This is a genomic window from Mesorhizobium sp. dw_380, from assembly GCF_018588885.1.
In the GTDB taxonomy this organism is placed as follows: domain Bacteria; phylum Pseudomonadota; class Alphaproteobacteria; order Rhizobiales; family Rhizobiaceae; genus Mesorhizobium.
Genome location: NZ_JAFFIW010000046.1, coordinates 12,595 through 26,849 on the forward strand (window position 1 = coordinate 12,595; position 14,255 = coordinate 26,849).

17 protein-coding genes are annotated in these 14,255 nt (G+C 61.5%); 7 read left to right on the top strand and 10 right to left on the bottom strand.

What is annotated here, in order from left to right; translation table 11 throughout:
* Positions 1–18: 18 nt before the first annotated feature.
* From JT360_RS28530 to JT360_RS28555, 6 genes are all read right to left on the bottom strand, one after another.
* Positions 19–1,197 carry an ABC transporter ATP-binding protein gene (locus tag JT360_RS28530; protein ID WP_214475988.1) on the bottom strand — a complete coding sequence of 393 codons (1,179 nt, stop codon included), beginning with the start codon at positions 1,195–1,197 and terminating at the stop codon, positions 19–21.
* On the bottom strand, positions 1,190–2,332 hold the full coding sequence (locus JT360_RS28535) for an ABC transporter substrate-binding protein (RefSeq protein WP_214475991.1): 1,143 nt from the start codon (positions 2,330–2,332) through the stop codon (positions 1,190–1,192). The genes JT360_RS28530 and JT360_RS28535 overlap by 8 nt, the downstream gene beginning before the upstream one ends.
* On the bottom strand, positions 2,329–3,168 hold the full coding sequence (locus JT360_RS28540; protein WP_214476063.1) for an ABC transporter permease: 840 nt from the start codon (positions 3,166–3,168) through the stop codon (positions 2,329–2,331). Before JT360_RS28540 ends, JT360_RS28535 begins: the two co-directional genes overlap by 4 nt.
* A 14-nt stretch (positions 3,169–3,182) precedes the next feature.
* A complete protein-coding gene (locus JT360_RS28545) occupies positions 3,183–4,061 on the bottom strand; it encodes an ABC transporter permease (protein ID WP_214475993.1) in 879 nt (292 codons plus the stop codon).
* Positions 4,062–4,305: 244 nt separating this feature from the next.
* Positions 4,306–6,192, bottom strand: a complete 1,887-nt coding sequence (htpG, locus tag JT360_RS28550; RefSeq protein ID WP_214475995.1) for a molecular chaperone HtpG — start codon at positions 6,190–6,192, stop codon at positions 4,306–4,308.
* 353 nt (positions 6,193–6,545) lie between these two features.
* Positions 6,546–7,433: a hypothetical protein gene (locus tag JT360_RS28555; RefSeq protein ID WP_214475997.1), complete on the bottom strand. Its 888-nt coding sequence runs from the start codon at positions 7,431–7,433 to the stop codon at positions 6,546–6,548.
* Between the two features lie 347 nt (positions 7,434–7,780).
* Here JT360_RS28555 and JT360_RS28560 point away from each other — a divergent pair, with 347 nt between their 5' ends.
* From JT360_RS28560 to JT360_RS28570, 3 genes are all read left to right on the top strand, one after another.
* Positions 7,781–8,062, top strand: coding sequence for a hypothetical protein (locus JT360_RS28560; protein WP_250889137.1), 282 nt, complete (start codon positions 7,781–7,783; stop codon positions 8,060–8,062).
* Positions 8,063–8,592: 530 nt separating this feature from the next.
* Positions 8,593–9,168 (top strand): hypothetical protein, encoded by a 576-nt coding sequence (locus JT360_RS28565; RefSeq protein ID WP_214476000.1) that lies wholly within the window; start codon positions 8,593–8,595, stop codon positions 9,166–9,168.
* A 2-nt stretch (positions 9,169–9,170) separates the two neighbouring features.
* Positions 9,171–9,536: a hypothetical protein gene (locus JT360_RS28570; RefSeq protein WP_214476002.1), complete on the top strand. Its 366-nt coding sequence runs from the start codon at positions 9,171–9,173 to the stop codon at positions 9,534–9,536.
* Between the two features lie 69 nt (positions 9,537–9,605).
* On the opposite strand, the gene JT360_RS28575 is transcribed toward JT360_RS28570, so the two are convergent.
* Both JT360_RS28575 and JT360_RS34155 read right to left on the bottom strand, forming a co-directional pair.
* A complete protein-coding gene (locus JT360_RS28575) occupies positions 9,606–9,833 on the bottom strand; it encodes a hypothetical protein (RefSeq protein WP_214476005.1) in 228 nt (75 codons plus the stop codon).
* A 164-nt stretch (positions 9,834–9,997) separates the two neighbouring features.
* Positions 9,998–10,387 carry an EF-hand domain-containing protein gene (locus tag JT360_RS34155; protein ID WP_352128636.1) on the bottom strand — a complete coding sequence of 130 codons (390 nt, stop codon included), beginning with the start codon at positions 10,385–10,387 and terminating at the stop codon, positions 9,998–10,000.
* Positions 10,388–10,628: 241 nt separating this feature from the next.
* Here JT360_RS34155 and JT360_RS28585 point away from each other — a divergent pair, with 241 nt between their 5' ends.
* Complete coding sequence (locus JT360_RS28585; RefSeq protein WP_214476007.1) at positions 10,629–11,150, top strand: sulfocyanin-like copper-binding protein; 522 nt, start codon at positions 10,629–10,631, stop codon at positions 11,148–11,150.
* Positions 11,151–11,599: 449 nt separating this feature from the next.
* Here JT360_RS28585 and JT360_RS28590 read toward each other — a convergent pair whose 3' ends face one another.
* Positions 11,600–11,788, bottom strand: coding sequence for a hypothetical protein (locus JT360_RS28590; protein ID WP_214476008.1), 189 nt, complete (start codon positions 11,786–11,788; stop codon positions 11,600–11,602).
* Between the two features lie 273 nt (positions 11,789–12,061).
* Here JT360_RS28590 and JT360_RS28595 point away from each other — a divergent pair, with 273 nt between their 5' ends.
* The 3 genes from JT360_RS28595 to JT360_RS28605 all read left to right on the top strand — a co-directional run bounded on the left by JT360_RS28595 (position 12,062) and on the right by JT360_RS28605 (position 13,566).
* Complete coding sequence (locus JT360_RS28595) at positions 12,062–12,481, top strand: Hsp20/alpha crystallin family protein (protein ID WP_250889138.1); 420 nt, start codon at positions 12,062–12,064, stop codon at positions 12,479–12,481.
* Positions 12,474–12,938 carry an Hsp20/alpha crystallin family protein gene (locus tag JT360_RS28600; RefSeq protein ID WP_214476010.1) on the top strand — a complete coding sequence of 155 codons (465 nt, stop codon included), beginning with the start codon at positions 12,474–12,476 and terminating at the stop codon, positions 12,936–12,938. The genes JT360_RS28595 and JT360_RS28600 overlap by 8 nt, the downstream gene beginning before the upstream one ends.
* A gap of 100 nt (positions 12,939–13,038) precedes the next feature.
* Positions 13,039–13,566, top strand: a complete 528-nt coding sequence (locus tag JT360_RS28605) for a flavodoxin domain-containing protein (protein WP_214476012.1) — start codon at positions 13,039–13,041, stop codon at positions 13,564–13,566.
* Positions 13,567–13,595: 29 nt separating this feature from the next.
* On the opposite strand, the gene JT360_RS28610 is transcribed toward JT360_RS28605, so the two are convergent.
* Entirely contained in the window at positions 13,596–14,120 is a 525-nt protein-coding gene (locus JT360_RS28610; RefSeq protein ID WP_214476014.1) for an EF-hand domain-containing protein, read from the bottom strand.
* Between the last annotated feature and the right edge of the window lie 135 nt (positions 14,121–14,255).

Sequence of the window (14,255 nt, forward strand, 5' to 3'; positions counted from 1 at the left end):
ACGCCTGGGCGACGCGGGTCACGAAATCCGCTGACCGTCCTCGTCGAGCAGAACGCAGCCTTCGGGATCGAATCCAAGATCGATCGCCTCGCCTTCGCGAAGGACGCGGCCGCTGATCGGCGCGTTGGCGCGGATGCTGGTCTTGCCGCCGACGTCGATCTCGTAGATTGCGCTGCCGCCCAGATACGAAGCCGAGACGACGCGGCCGGACAGTCGGTTAGCGCTCACCGCCGCGCCGACCGACAGTTTCTGCGGCCGCACGACGATAGTGACCTTGCTGCCGGGGGCAAGCGGCCTTGGGCAAACCACATTGACCGTCTGGCCGGCGGCGAGCACGACCGCCGTCGCCCCGTCGGATTTGCTCACGGTCCCGGCAAGCATGTTGGCCTTGCCAAGGAAGTCGGCGACGAAGGCCGTGGCCGGTGTTTCGTAGACCTCCTGCGGGGTTCCGATCTGCTCCACAGCGCCCGCGTTCATCACCACGATGCGATCCGACATGGAGAGCGCTTCTTCCTGGTCGTGCGTGACGAAGATGGCGGTGATGCCGGTTTCCTTCTGGATCTTCTTGATCTCGACGCGCATCTCCTCGCGCATGTTGGCGTCCAGCGCCGATAGCGGCTCGTCGAGCAGCAGCACCTGCGGCTCGAAGACGATGGCGCGGGCGAGCGCGATGCGCTGCTGCTGCCCGCCCGACAGCTGCGACGGCAGCTTCTTCTCGCTGCCCGGCAGCCGCACCATTTCGAGCGCCTGGCCGACCTTGCGCGCGATCTCGGGCTTCGGCACATTGCGGTATTTCAGGCCGAAGGCGACATTGTCGAACACGTTCTTGTGCGGGAACAGCGCGTAGCTCTGGAAGACCAGCCCGATGTTGCGCTTGTAGATCGGCACGTCGTCGACCCGGCGCCCGTCGATCATGATCTGGCCGCCCGAAATGTCGACCAGGCCGGCGATGGAGCGCAGGATCGTGGTCTTGCCGCAGCCCGAAGGCCCGAGCAGGGTGACGAAGCTGCCCTTGCGGATCGAGAGCGAGAAATCGCGCACGGCGACGAACTTGCCATAGGCGATGTCGATGTCGCGGAACTCGACCGCCGGCCGGCTCGTCTCGCCGCCGCCCGCAGCGGATCCGCCCACGCCGGCCCTGGCCACCCCGGCCGCTGCCGGCCGGGGCACTTCTGAAAGGTCATGGCTGTCAGGCACCTTTCGAGATCCTGTTCCACTGCTTGGCCCAGGCGTCCTCATTGGTCGCCCAGTAGACCGGATCGGCGAAGGTCAGCGATTTCATCGTGCCCGTCTTGTCGAAGGCCGGCAGCTTCTCGATCTTCTCGGTGAGCTTGACCTTTGTCGGGTCGAGCGACGGCGGATAGCTCTGGCCCTCGGCCACCGCGATGGAGGTCGCCGGCTCGAGCATGAAGTTGATCAGTTCCTCGCACTCGGCCATTGGCGAGCCTTTCAGGATCAGCATGTCCTCCATCCACGCATAGGAACCGGCGGGATCGAGATAGCCGATCGGAAGGCCCTGGTCCTGCAAAGCGGCAACGCGGCCCGACCACGCGTCGGTCACCACGATCTCGCCCTTGGAAAGCAGGTCCATCAGCTCCGCGCCGGAACTCCAGAACTTCTTGGCGAGGTCGCGCGTCTCGCGCACCTTGGCCCAGATCGCGTCCATGTCCTTGAGGTTGTTGGGATCCTGTCCGGTGGCGAGCGCCGCGTACCAGACGCGCGTGGTCATGTCGTTATAGCCGCCGACCTTGCCCGCATATTTCTTGTCGAGCAGGAGTGCGGCACCCTTTTCCTTGGCTTCCTCGGGCGAGATCACCTTGGTGTTGTAGGCAATGCCAGTCGTGCCGTAATCGTAAGGCACGGCCGAGAGTTTCGGCGTCAGCTTGCGGAACGGATCGATCATCGGCTGCAGCACATTCACCATGTTGGGAATGTTGGCCTCGTTGATCTCGGAGGTGAGCCCGGCATTCACGTATTTGATGTAGTAGTTGACGCCAGAGGAATGGATGACCTGGTAGTCGCCGGGCTTGGCGGTCTTGATCTTGGTGATGATCTCGTCCTCGTCGCCGAACGTGCCCTGGACGACCTTGATCTTGGTCTTGGCCGTGTAGGGCTTGAAGGCATATTTGTCGATCGCATCCTGCACCGTGCCGCCCCAGCCGTCGAAGCGAACCTCTTCGACCGCGGCGAGCGCCTGCCTCATCCAGGGCATGTCGAGGCCGGCCGCGGCCGCGGCGGCAGCGGTCAGCGTCAGGAAAGTGCGGCGGCTCAGATCGCCGTTGAGATACCTATCGTGCAGCCGTTCAAGCCGTTTGCCGTTGGACAGTTTCATCGTGCTTCCTCCTTGGGTTGGCCGCGTCTTTTCAATCTGGTCAGGCTTTGCAGGATCAGGCCGCCGAGCAGCGGGATGCCGACCGTCACCAGGATCATCACGGTGCCGAGCGCGTTGATCTCCGGGCTGATCGAGATCTTGAGCATCGAAAGGATCTGGGTGGGCATGGTCTCGACGCCCGCCGGCCGCCAGAACAGGCTGGCCGACGTGTTGTCGAACGAGATGGTGAAGGCGAGCAGCGCGCCGCCGACGACGGCGGGGATGAGCAGCGGCAGCGTGATCTCGCGGAAGGACGAAAAGCGCGAGGCGCCGAGCGAGAGCGCCGCCTCCTCATAGACGCGCCTTATGCCGACCATGCGCGCCTGCGCGATCAGCACCACATAGGGCACGGCGAGCATGATATGGCCGAGCACCAGGAGAAGCATCGTCCTCGGCTGGTCGACCGCCTTGATCAGCACCAACAGGCCGACGCCAAGGATGGTCTCGGGCACCAGCGCCGGCAGGATCACCAGCGTGCTCAGCGCCTGCTTGCCGCGGAATTCGAAGCGCACCAGCGCAAACGCCGTGACCACGCCTATTGCGGTGGTGGCGGCGGCGGTGACCAATGCGATCCACAGCGACGTGCGGAAGGCGGTCAGCACCTGCTCATTCCCCATCAGCTTGGCGTACCATTGCAGGGAAAAACCCGTCATCGGGAAGCCGCCGAACATCGAGGCGTTGAACGACAGGATCACCGTCGCGGCGATCGGCGCGAACATGAAGATGTAGACGCAGAGCGTGACGAAGCCAGTCAGCCGCCAGGCCCATCTGCCTTCCTCTTTTCGCCGCGCCTTCATCCGACCAACCCCCATCATCCAGCAAGTCCTTTGACGATCTGCGACATGCCCATGTAGCGGGTGTAGATGGCGGCGAAGAAGCCGAGCACGACGAACAGCACGATCGAGAGCGTGGCGCCCATCGGCCAGTTCAGCTCGCCCATGATGGTGTCGTAGATCAGGTTGCCGAACAGCGCGTCGCGGCCGGAGCCGAGAAGCTGCGGCGTCACATAGCTGCCGGCCGCGAGCACGAAGCAGAGCAGCAGGCCCGCCGCCAGGCCGGGCAGCGAAAGCGGAAGCGTGACCTCGCGGAACGCCTGCGCGCTGGTGCAGCCCATCGAGCGGGCCGCCGAGATCAACGTGCGGTCGATGCCCTCGAGGCTCACATAGACGTTGAGGATCATGTAGGGCAGCAGGAAGTGCAGCAGCCCGAGGATCACCGCGCCCTCGTTGTAAAGCATCGGCAAAGGCTCGTTGATGATGCCTAGTTTCAGCAGCGCAACGTTGATGACGCCCTGTTCGCCCAGGATGTTGATCCAGGAGAATGTCCGGATGGTGAAGCTGATCCAGAACGGCACGATGAGCAAAAGCAGCAGCAGCCATTTGTGTTTGAACGTCGTCGCCCAGATGAAATAGGCGGGAAAATAGCCCAGCACGCCGCAGAGCAGCGCCGTCATGGCGCCAACCCTCAGCGTCTTCAGCAGGAAGCCGTGATAGTAGCTGTCGGTCAGGAATTCGTGCCAGTTCGCGGTCGTCAGCGCGCTGGTCTCCACACCGGCGGTGACGAAGGTGAAGAAGGTGTAGGCGGCCATCACCGCGATCGGCAGCACCAGGAAGAAGATCAGCAGCAGGAGCACCGGCGCGACCAGCATCCAGGCCAGCCGCGGATCATACAATGTCCATCGTCGTTCCATGAGCACCCGGTGCGCTTTCTTTGAAGCGCCTGTTTTGTTCCCGGGGCCAAGATTGGGTGATTGCAGGCCCGATGTCTACAGTCGGCGATTGAGCCAGTGGATCCGCGCGGTGCCGGTCGCGGCAGACACCGAAACTTTGTCGGCGGACGGCAGCGCAACGGCACCGCTCGTCATTGGCAGGCGTAGTTCAACCCGGCCTTGCGGGCCTGATCGACAATCAGATCGATGGTGCTGGTCCGCCGCCTCAGCCCTTCGGCAGGCCGCGCTCGATCAGGCGAGCAAGGCGTTGGGAGAACGCCCTGGCGTCCGCCGGCTTGTCGCCGTCGAGCACGCGTGCCTCGTCGTAGAGGAGATGGGCGGCATCTTCCTTGAAATCCCGCTCGTCCTCGCCAAGGCCCGCAAGCGCCAGCACGCGTTCGTGGCGCGGGTTGATTTCGAGGATGGGCTTGGCTGCCTTGTCGAGGCGGCCAGCGGCATTGAGCAGCCGCTCGAACTGCCGGTCGGGGCCATGTTCGGGCGCGACCAGGCAGACGGCACTTTCGGTCAGGCGGTCGGAAGCCTTCACATCCGAAACGGCGTCACCAAGTGCTGCCTTGACGAAAGCCAGGAAGCCGTCGACCTCGGGCGTCGCCACCGTCTCCGGCTTCTTCGCCTCGTCGAGCAGCGGGATGTCGGACAATTCAGCCACGCCCTGCGTCACCGATTTGAACGGTTTGCCGTTGAAGTCCGGCGCCATCGTCACCCAGAAACTGTCGACCGGGTCGGTCAAGAGCAGCACCTCGATGCCGCGTGCCTTGAATCCTTCGAGCTGCGGCGAGGCTTCGAGCCGGGCGCGGTCGTCGCCGGCCATGAAGAAGATCGCCTTCTGGCCCTCCTTCATCGCGGCGACATAGTCGGCAAGGCCGCGCCAGCCTTCGCCCGAACTGGTCGAGCGGAAGCGGGCGAGCTTCAGCAATTGCTCGCGCCGCTCATGGTCCTCGTAAAGCCCTTCCTTCAGAACGACGCCGAAATCCTCCCAGATCTTGGCGTAGGCCTCGGCCTCGTTCTCGGCCAGTTTTGTGAGATCGCCGAGCACGCGATTGGTCAGGCCCTTGCGGATCGAGGCCAGCAGCGGGCTCTCCTGGATCATCTCGCGCGAGACGTTGAGCGGCAGGTCGGCGGAATCGACCAGCCCACGCACGAAACGCAGGTAACGCGGCAGAAGGTCGGCATCTTCGGTGATGAAGACGCGGCGCACATAGAGCTTCATGCGGCCCTTGCGATCCTGGTCGAACAGGTCGAAGGGACGCGAGCCGGGCACGAAGGCCAGCACTGAGTATTCCTGCCGGCCTTCGGCGCGGAAATGGATGGTGGCGGCGGGCTCGTCATACTGGCCGGCGACACTGCGGTAGAAGTCCGTGTATTCCTCGGGCGTGATCTCGCTCTTCGGCTTGACCCAAAGCGCCGTGCCGTCGGCGATATCGCGCGCCTCGGCGCCGGGTTTTTCCACCAGCGTAATCGGCACCGGCACATGGCCCGACTGCGACTTGGCCAGCTGCTCGAGCCGGTAGGATCCGGTGTAGGATACGGCGTCGTCCATGAGATGCAGCACGACCCGCGTGCCGCGCTTGGGTGCGGCTTCGAGCGGCGCCGGCGCGATCTCGTAGGAACCCTTGCCGTCGGACGACCAGCGCCAGGCTTCCTCGCTTCCCGCCAGGCGGCTGATGACGTCGACCCGTTCCGCCACCATGAAGGCGGAATAGAAGCCGACGCCGAACTGTCCGATGAGCTGCGTGTCCTCGGTGCCTGTCTCGACGCGCTCGATGAAGGCGCGTGTGCCCGAGCGGGCGATCGTGCCCAGCGCCTCGGCCATGTCGTCACGGCTCATGCCAATGCCATTGTCCTCGACGGTGATCTCTTTGTTGTCGGGATCGGCCGAAATCGAAATGCGCGGCTTGGGGTCGTCGGCCAGCAGTTCAGGACGGCTGACGGCCTCGAAGCGCAGCTTCTCGCAAGCGTCGGCCGCATTGGAAATCAGCTCGCGCAGGAAGACGTCCTTATCGGAATAGACCGAATGCACCATCATGTGCAGCAGCCGCGAAACATCCGCCTCGAACGCCCTGGTTTCCGTCGCTTTCGTATCCGTCGTCATTGAAATTTTCCCACGCTGTTCATCCGCCCGCCGCGCCGAGGCGCGTTCCAGGTTCATCCTTCAACCATTTTCTATTGCGCTGGCAACCGGCAGGTGCCAGCGCGACGACAATATCGTGACGGGATGTGAAGGCAACAAGATCGCCAGTTTACAGATTTCGGCGCCGCCCCTCATCGCCCTGCCGGGCACTTCTCCCCGTATAGTGACGGGGAGAAGGGGACTGGCCGAAACGCAGACACCCTCTTTGCAACGCTGGTGAACGGCGAAATCGGTGACGACAGCACCCCTCTCCCCGTCACTATACGGGGAGAGGATGCCGGCAGGCAGGTGAGGGGCAGCGCCGACGTTCCGCCTTACTTCCCCTCTATATCATCCGCCAGCGTTTGCGCCTCGCCGAGCAGAGCCGGGAAGGCCGGGTCCTTCGGCAATTGCTCGCCCATGCATTTGCGATAGTCGCCGTCGCCTTTTTCCCAGGCGGCGTTGGCGGCGTCGTAGGTCTTTTCATCCTGCTGGCCGGACGCCTGGGCGGCGAGTTTCTGCGCGGCTTCGTCGGCGGCGGTCCACAGGGCCTCGCAGGCCGCGATCTTGGGAACAGGGGGTGTTGCCGACGCCGAGGCGATCAGGACGCTGTTGCCCTTGACGATCGTGACGACGACCTGCTGCTCGTAGATTGGTCCGACGTCCTGCGTCCAGCCGCCGAGCCGCGCGATGGCGATGTCGGCGCCATCAGGCTTCTTCAGCGGAAAGTCGAGCGTGCCCATGAAGGCGGCGTCGCTGTTGATCGCCTGGGTGTAGAAGGCGTCGAGCTTCAGCGCCTCGTCGATGCCGGTGGGCAGTTTGAAATTCGGGTCCGTCTCGGCGGACCGGGCCTGGAGCCAGCGGTCGAGCAGCCCGCGGGTCGTGGCCAACAGGCTCGGGCCATCATCGCTCTTGGTGTATCGCAGCCCGTCGAGCATGCCATAGCCGACATCGGCGTCGCTCAGGCTTTCCAGATTGATGGTGCCGGTTGGCGGAAAATCCTTGACCGCTAGGGGCCCGAGAATTGCGGAAAGGCGCGCTTCGAGGTCGGTCCGCGCCTTGGCGTCGGCGGCATCGAGCGTTTCCACGGGAGCGTTCGCGCTATTGAGCGCCGCGATGACTGCAATCGCCTTGTCGCGCGCTGCGATATAGTCGTCCTCAGGCGAGGCCGCGAAAGCCGCGCTGCTCGCCAGCGCGAACATGACCGTCCAGACCAGCCGCATGATTTGACCCTTCCTTGTCGCGATCAACCAGGCTGCCAGCCATCGGGCAGCTTTGCGGCTATTGCGCGGCAGCGATCGTCGAGGCGAAGCATCCTCATCGGGGAGGGATGCAAGCGTTCCCATTAACCATCGATTAACTATCCGGTCGCCTTTGAATCAAATTTGGCGGATACTGTTTTTGGGCCGAACGAGGCTGCTCGAGGGAAGGCAGCAATCGTCAGCTTGGCGCGCCGCTTCCGGTCGCGCGGCAGTCTGAATCTAAAGCAGTCCGAATCTAAAAAAGAAGCGACGGACCACCGTCGCCTTGCGGGGAGGCGCCAGCATCATTTTTGATGAGGAGCGCCAGAATGAACATCGAAGACGCAGTTACGGCGGTGACAGCCGAGGCCAACGCGCTGTTGTCGTGCCTCGGCCAACCCGTCGTCGCCTACCACGTCACGGCTATCATGCGAGAGGCAGACCTGGAACACGCCAGGCAGATGCAGCTTGCCTTGATGCGACGAAGCATCGAGGCGCTCGTCGATGACGGACTGGAGGACGTGGCCGCGAAGCATTTTGTTTCGCAATTCGACTGGCGTCTCGGCTCGACCTGGAGGCTGCTGCACGCATCCGATGGCGTGGCGCACTGAGTTCGGTCAGCGGGCCTTGATCGAGCCCCGGCTGCCAGTCCTGCGTATGACGGCAATGCGCCTGGAAGCAGTCATCCAATCGCACCTGTTTAACTATCAGAATTGGCGGCGAAGCGGACGATCGATGAGGAGTTTGGCCTGACCTGAGTCAAGACTGGCCCGATCTGGACTGCACGGTCTTCCAAGACCTAGCGAGGCCCTGAGACGGATGCTCTCGCTGTATTCGGTCTGTTCGCTACGACCATGACGGCTCGTCTGCTTATGCGCTCGACGAGGGTCGCTGCCTCTAGTTCGTCCTAGGGACTTTGCCGGGGTCCGCGCGCTCGCACCCACCTACGGCTTTCTCCTGGGCGCGTGACCCATCGCTATAAAAGGCAGAGAGACGTCAAACCTGGGTCTCAAGAGCAAGCCGAATGACTGCTCGCGGCGCCCCCCATGTCGCCGGCCGAAGGCGACGCATTTTGATCTACGTCAACGTGTTCACATGCCCCCAAATGTAACATGTCACAGAGTTAGAAGGGGAAAGCGTCATGGAAATCTCACTGCGTGATCTTTTGACCGTCCTTCATGGAATGGGTTTTGGCGCGCTATTCATGCTTGCCTTTGCAGGGGCTGTCGCCGAACTCTACCGAATATCGGCTCCTGCGGCCGCCATACTGCCGACACCGGGAGCGCAGCGTCTCTTGCGATGGTACTTGATCGCAATGGTCGTCCTTGCCTGGGCTGCGGTACTCTCGGGCACGTATATGGTCTATCCGTGGTATCGTGCGGTTCCGCCTGCCGGCACCACCGATCTGTCGCTCTATCCGAAGTTCCTGCTGAACTCGAGTCCCGACACGTCGGCCTGGCATAGCCTCGGAATGGAGTGGAAAGAGCACGTCGCCTGGCTGGCGCCGATCGCGATCACCATGGTCGCTTACGTGACGGCGAAGTATGGCGCCGGGCTTACCCGCCCGCGTCATCTTCGCACCGCCGTGATGGCCTTCGTCGTGGTCGCTTTTGCTGCAACCGGCGTAGCTGGAGCGTTTGGCGCTTTTCTCAACAAATACGCGCCTGTGCGCGGCGGCCCAGCAATCCACATCATTCAGGTGCAGGAGCGAGAATAGCCATGAAGAAGCCCGAAACCATATCGCCTTCAAAGGCACTTTCCGGTGAGACCCTGCCTAACGGACCCGGCGCCGCGGCGATCCTCGCTGCCGGCATCGGCTCCGCCGCTCTTGGGATACTGGCGCTCGCAAATGATGCATTTCCGGCGATCAATAAGCTGCTCATCTTCTATGGTCCGAGCGGCGGACTATCCGGCGTATCCACCATGGCGGTCGTCATCTGGCTTGTCGCCTGGTTCATTCTGGCGCGTCGTTGGGCAACCGCTGCGGTTCCGATGGCAAGAGTGAACCTGATCTCGTTCGCCCTTCTCGCGGTAGGCATCTTGCTGACCTTCCCGCCATTCATGGACCTGCTGCAGGGGAAGTAGGGCGAACCAACCGGCATCAAGACGGCGCGTGGCGACCCCTGTGGATACTCACAAAGGTGCCATTCATGCCTAGTCCACATTCCTCAGGACGGTGCGGGCCGGCATCATCGGCACCGGCATGCTGGCCGTCTTTTGCTTGCCGGCTCGGCTGCCTATGCCGTCGCCGAGATGTTCCGCTGGCCGGAGGCGCTGGATCGGCGATCCCGTGAGGCCAAGGCTTTCTGTACAACGATTACCGTAGCGATCCTCGGCAGTGTTGTAGTCAGCTTTACCGCACTCGATCCAATCCGGGGTCATGACCGTCTTCGAAGGCTGGCCTGACGTTGCAGCTAACAGTCGTGCACATCACGCGCACATCAATTGCGATTGTTGACGGGATCAATTTGTTACCGGGGTAGGCACTTTGGGCGTGGATGAGCCATACGCCGGCGACTCCGAGCTGGCTGGCGTGCCCCTCGAGTCTACTCCGCCTCCTCGTTGCCGGCTCCATGGAAGAAGGATCGGATTTCCTCCATGTCGACGCTGCCATCTCCGTTCTCGTCGACGGCGTTGAAGATGCGTCCGATGAAATTCTGAACCTCGGTCTGCGAAAGCGAACCATCGCCGTCGGCATCCACTATGGCAAACATTATTCGCATCTTTGCGCCATGCATCATTCCGGCGCCCATACCACCGCGGCCTTCCGTCATCGGCCGCCCTTCGGGCAGGCCGTTTCTGTAGTCGCGATGCCAGCGGTCGCCACCTCGACGGTCCGCTCGGGGGCCGCGATCTCCTTGCTGTCTATTCTGAAGCATCTCACTCATCATTTGGCGCATCATTTCGCGCATGGAGTCTTGAGTCTGTTCGCTCACTCCGGGCGACTGTTCTGCTCCGCGAAGAGTGGCATCCCTTTCGAATACTCTAGCCTTGCTTCGCGACTCACCCGGAATCAAGCACCCTTAGGCGTTACAGCAGCGCGATCGCGCCGAGACCGGCGGCGGTGATTCAGGGAGCGTCCGGTCGCCTGGGTCATTCATTGATTCGGATCAATGCGTTTCATGGTTCGGACACTTATTCTACTGGCGTCACTCTGGTTAGATGGAAGGTTCGATCATGTTCAAACGTAACGCGATTGGAAGGCCACTTTCTATCCGCGCATTTCTGCCGATCGCGGCTTTGGCCATCGGAGTGGCGACGGCGAGTCCATCCCAAGCCGCAGGGACGGTGGTAAACGTATCGCTTTGGGACAAGGGAGTGGAAACGGCTATGGCGACCGACCTCGGGTTTCCCGCGGCCGGCAAGGATATGTCAAAGGTGACGATGGGCGTTGCACTTAGCGTGGACACAGTCAAAGCTGGCGAGATAACGTTCGAGGTTCTCAACTCATCGAAGGACACAATCCACGAAATGATCATCACGCGGCTCAGGGATTTGTCGAGGCTGTTTCCATATAACAGCAGCGAGAGTAGGGTGGACGAGGATAAAATGCCGGATATTCTAGGCGAAGTCTCGGAGCTCGATCCGAATAAGACTGCCGCCCTGCGGCTCGATCTAAAGCCGGGCACGTACCTTCTCTTCTGCAACATTCCAGGTCACTTCACATCCGGGATGTGGACGATCTTCACGGTCAAGTAGTCGTTCGTGTATGGTGGGCTTCGCGCACGCCGCACACGCGCTTTGGGATTCGACCGAAATCCGGCGTCATCGCGCTCATTCGAAATTCGGCCTTCCATCACGATTGCCCTCCGCGAAAATCGGCACTCGCAAGTCGACGATGACATTTTCTGTGCCTGCAGGACCCTCGGTGCCCCTACCGGAGTGATGGGTTGATTCCCCTAGAATTGGGCCATCTGGTGTTGGTCCCGCTGCTTGCTCGTTCCGATTGGCGAAAAACCCACCCGAACTGGTCATTCGACGCTGTCACTGGCCTGATGAGGAGCTGACGCGGTTTTTGCCTCGACTGCATCAGGAGCTGACTTCGGTGAGTCAGGAAAGCATTTCCGCTTCGCCCCGTTATAGGACGTTGTACGGTGAATAGATGTTAACGGCAGCAACCTCCGTCTGGGTCGGGGGTTCTACTTTGACTATTGGCCCCGAGAACCCAAATCGGCATCGGTCGGATCGGCAATGGTTTGTACAAGGATGGCAAGTTGCGGGTCGTCGATCAGCTTCGAACTAAAAAGGGGATCGGGGCGGAACCATCCAATGAGCTGTTCGAATTGATTCAGATCAAAGCAACAAAGTGCCATCTGGGCATTCTTCTTCATCGTCATGCGGAGACAAACTGGCCATACACCATGGAGAACCGTTCAAGCGAATGGGAGCCAGGCAGGTAAACCAGATTGCCAGTGAAACATGATGAGCGAACCTGCGGCACCACCTAGGCGACTCTGGAGTTAAGTTCAGAGCTGGAAGGTGGGAGCCGCGGGCTCGGGACTCATCGCTCTATGGCGCACCGCCGATGGGCGGTGAAGAGCGGGGAGTGGCCCTGCTGTACATCGAGGGAACCCGAGCGCCTTGCGGCGCGGCTTTCCGAGGAGGAGACAATGATAGCACGAATGCTATTCGGCGCAGATCCTTTCCGCAACATACGCCGCCTCCAAGACGAAGTGAGCCGACAGGAATTCCCGGCGGTGAATATCTTCGTAAACCAGGACGGCGTCATCATCACCGCCGAACTGCCTGCTGTAAGATCAGAAGACTTGGACATCTTGATTCACAGAGATTCCGTTACGCTCAGCGGAGAGCGGCAAACCGAAACTGAGGAAGCCCGGCGGGGATACCACCGGCGTGAGCGTCGTCGAGGCCGGTTTGTGCGGACTGTGTCATTGCCGTTTGTGGTCGACCCGAACAAGGTTGAAGCGGATCTCGTCAATGGCGTACTGACTCTGGATCTTCCTCGGGCCGAAGAGGACAAGCCCAGGCGCATTCACGTGAAGGCGAGCAAGGAGGCGGGTCATGGCTAAGCCGGAGACCACGAGAGCGGGAACGAAGGGGAGCAGGCAGTCTCAGGCCACGCCGACTAGCCAACCGGAGCTGGAGGGCAAGCTGTCCGCGGAGCAGGACGCGGGCGAGCGGACCCACGAGAGGCTGGTCTTCGTACCATGGGTTGACATCTACGAAACTGAAACGGGCCTCGTCGTCGTTGCGGACCTGCCCGGCGTCAGCCCGGAGGGTTTGGAGGTCACGTTGGAGAAGCGGGTGCTGTCGATCTATGGCCGCGTCGAAGAGGATACGCCCGAGGGCTACAGCCAGGCCTATCGCGAGTATGAGGTCGGCGATTTCGAGCGGCAGTTCACTCTCTCCGGGGATTTCGACATCAATGGAATTGAGGCGAACATGAAGGACGGTGTGCTTCACCTCGCCATTCCGAGAGCTCCGGAGGCAGCGGCAAAGCGGATCGAGGTTAGATCGGTTTCCTGACAGTCGAGGAAGATTGCGCAGACGCCGCGCTCGCCAGCGGCTAGCAGAGGCTACTCCACCTCTCGGCAACCGACGTGGGCGTTGCTGTCGGAGGAATATCGTGAATATCCTGATTGTCTATGGAACGACCGAAGGCCAGACGCGGAAAATTGCCGCACGGACGGCAACGCATATTCGCGAGCGCGGGCACCAAGTCGAGCTGCTAGATAGCGCAGCGCTCGCATCCGATTTGAAGCTCGGACACTTCGACGCGTTCGTCATTGCCGCGTCGGTCCACCAGGAGCACCACCAGGAAGCCGTCACGAACTTCGTCTTTGCGCATCACGAACTGCTGAACACTAAGCCTTCAGCCCTCATATCCGTCAGTCTGTCGGCGGCGCTGGAAGACCAAAAGACGGAAGCGCAAAACTACGTGGATCGCTTCGTCTCCGTGACAGGGTGGCAACCACGCATGACCCTCCTTCTCGGGGGTGCTTTGCGCTTCACCAAGTACGATTACTTTCAGGAGCAGTTCGTCAAATTCGTCGTCATGAAGAGCGGCGATCCGAGCCCCGAGCGCGATCACGAATTCACTGACTGGAACGCACTTGCCAACTTCGCTGATCGATTTGTTGAGATGGCCAGCTAAACAAGAAGGTGCTGGCGTGCCCCTCGAGTCTACTCCGCCTCCTCGTTGCCGGCTCCGTGGAAGAAGGATCGGATTTCCTCCATGTCGACGCTGCCATCTCCGTTCTCGTCGACGGCGTTGAAGATGCGTCCGATGAAATTCTGAACCTCGGTCTGCGAAAGCGAACCATCGCCGTCGGCATCCACTATGGCAAACATTATTCGCATCTTTGCGCCATGCATCATTCCGGCGCCCATACCACCGCGGCCTTCCGTCATCGGCCGCCCTTCGGGCAGGCCGTTTCTGTAGTCGCGATGCCAGCGGTCGCCACCTCGACGGTCCGCTCGGGGGCCGCGATCTCCTTGCTGTCTATTCTGAAGCATCTCACTCATCATTTGGCGCATCATTTCGCGCATGGAGTCTTGACTCTGTTCGCTCACTCCGGGCGACTGTTCTGCTCCATGATCCTCTCCCGGTACTGCGGGCGCAGGTGTCCCGCTCGTCTGGGCTAGTGCCGGCGAGGCCAACATAGCCAACACCGCGGCAACTGCTGTGGCTTTGCTCGCTCGTGTCATCGTGCTCTCCTTTGGATGTGGATGGTTGGACCGAACGTGTCGGCATCCCAGCCAAACCCGCAGCTCACTTCATGGTTCCTGGTGAGTTGGCAGATGGGTGCTGCGTCTCGGCCTCGATTGAGCGAGGCTGCCAGT

Excerpts from the sequence above, each read along its gene's own strand:
- JT360_RS28535 (WP_214475991.1), bottom strand. The coding sequence starts at position 2,332 with ATGAAACTGTCCAACGGCAAACGGCTTGAACGGCTGCACGATAGGTAT.
- JT360_RS28560 (WP_250889137.1), top strand. The coding sequence starts at position 7,781 with ATGAACATCGAAGACGCAGTTACGGCGGTGACAGCCGAGGCCAACGCG.
- JT360_RS28555 (WP_214475997.1), bottom strand. The coding sequence starts at position 7,433 with ATGCGGCTGGTCTGGACGGTCATGTTCGCGCTGGCGAGCAGCGCGGCT.
- JT360_RS28600 (WP_214476010.1), top strand. The coding sequence starts at position 12,474 with ATGGCTAAGCCGGAGACCACGAGAGCGGGAACGAAGGGGAGCAGGCAG.
- JT360_RS28585 (WP_214476007.1), top strand. The coding sequence starts at position 10,629 with ATGTTCAAACGTAACGCGATTGGAAGGCCACTTTCTATCCGCGCATTT.
- JT360_RS28595 (WP_250889138.1), top strand. The coding sequence starts at position 12,062 with ATGATAGCACGAATGCTATTCGGCGCAGATCCTTTCCGCAACATACGC.
- JT360_RS28565 (WP_214476000.1), top strand. The coding sequence starts at position 8,593 with ATGGAAATCTCACTGCGTGATCTTTTGACCGTCCTTCATGGAATGGGT.
- JT360_RS28545 (WP_214475993.1), bottom strand. The coding sequence starts at position 4,061 with ATGGAACGACGATGGACATTGTATGATCCGCGGCTGGCCTGGATGCTG.
- JT360_RS28570 (WP_214476002.1), top strand. The coding sequence starts at position 9,171 with ATGAAGAAGCCCGAAACCATATCGCCTTCAAAGGCACTTTCCGGTGAG.
- JT360_RS28590 (WP_214476008.1), bottom strand. The coding sequence starts at position 11,788 with ATGACGATGAAGAAGAATGCCCAGATGGCACTTTGTTGCTTTGATCTG.
- JT360_RS28610 (WP_214476014.1), bottom strand. The coding sequence starts at position 14,120 with ATGACACGAGCGAGCAAAGCCACAGCAGTTGCCGCGGTGTTGGCTATG.
- JT360_RS28540 (WP_214476063.1), bottom strand. The coding sequence starts at position 3,168 with ATGAAGGCGCGGCGAAAAGAGGAAGGCAGATGGGCCTGGCGGCTGACT.
- htpG (WP_214475995.1), bottom strand. The coding sequence starts at position 6,192 with ATGACGACGGATACGAAAGCGACGGAAACCAGGGCGTTCGAGGCGGAT.
- JT360_RS28575 (WP_214476005.1), bottom strand. The coding sequence starts at position 9,833 with ATGACCCCGGATTGGATCGAGTGCGGTAAAGCTGACTACAACACTGCC.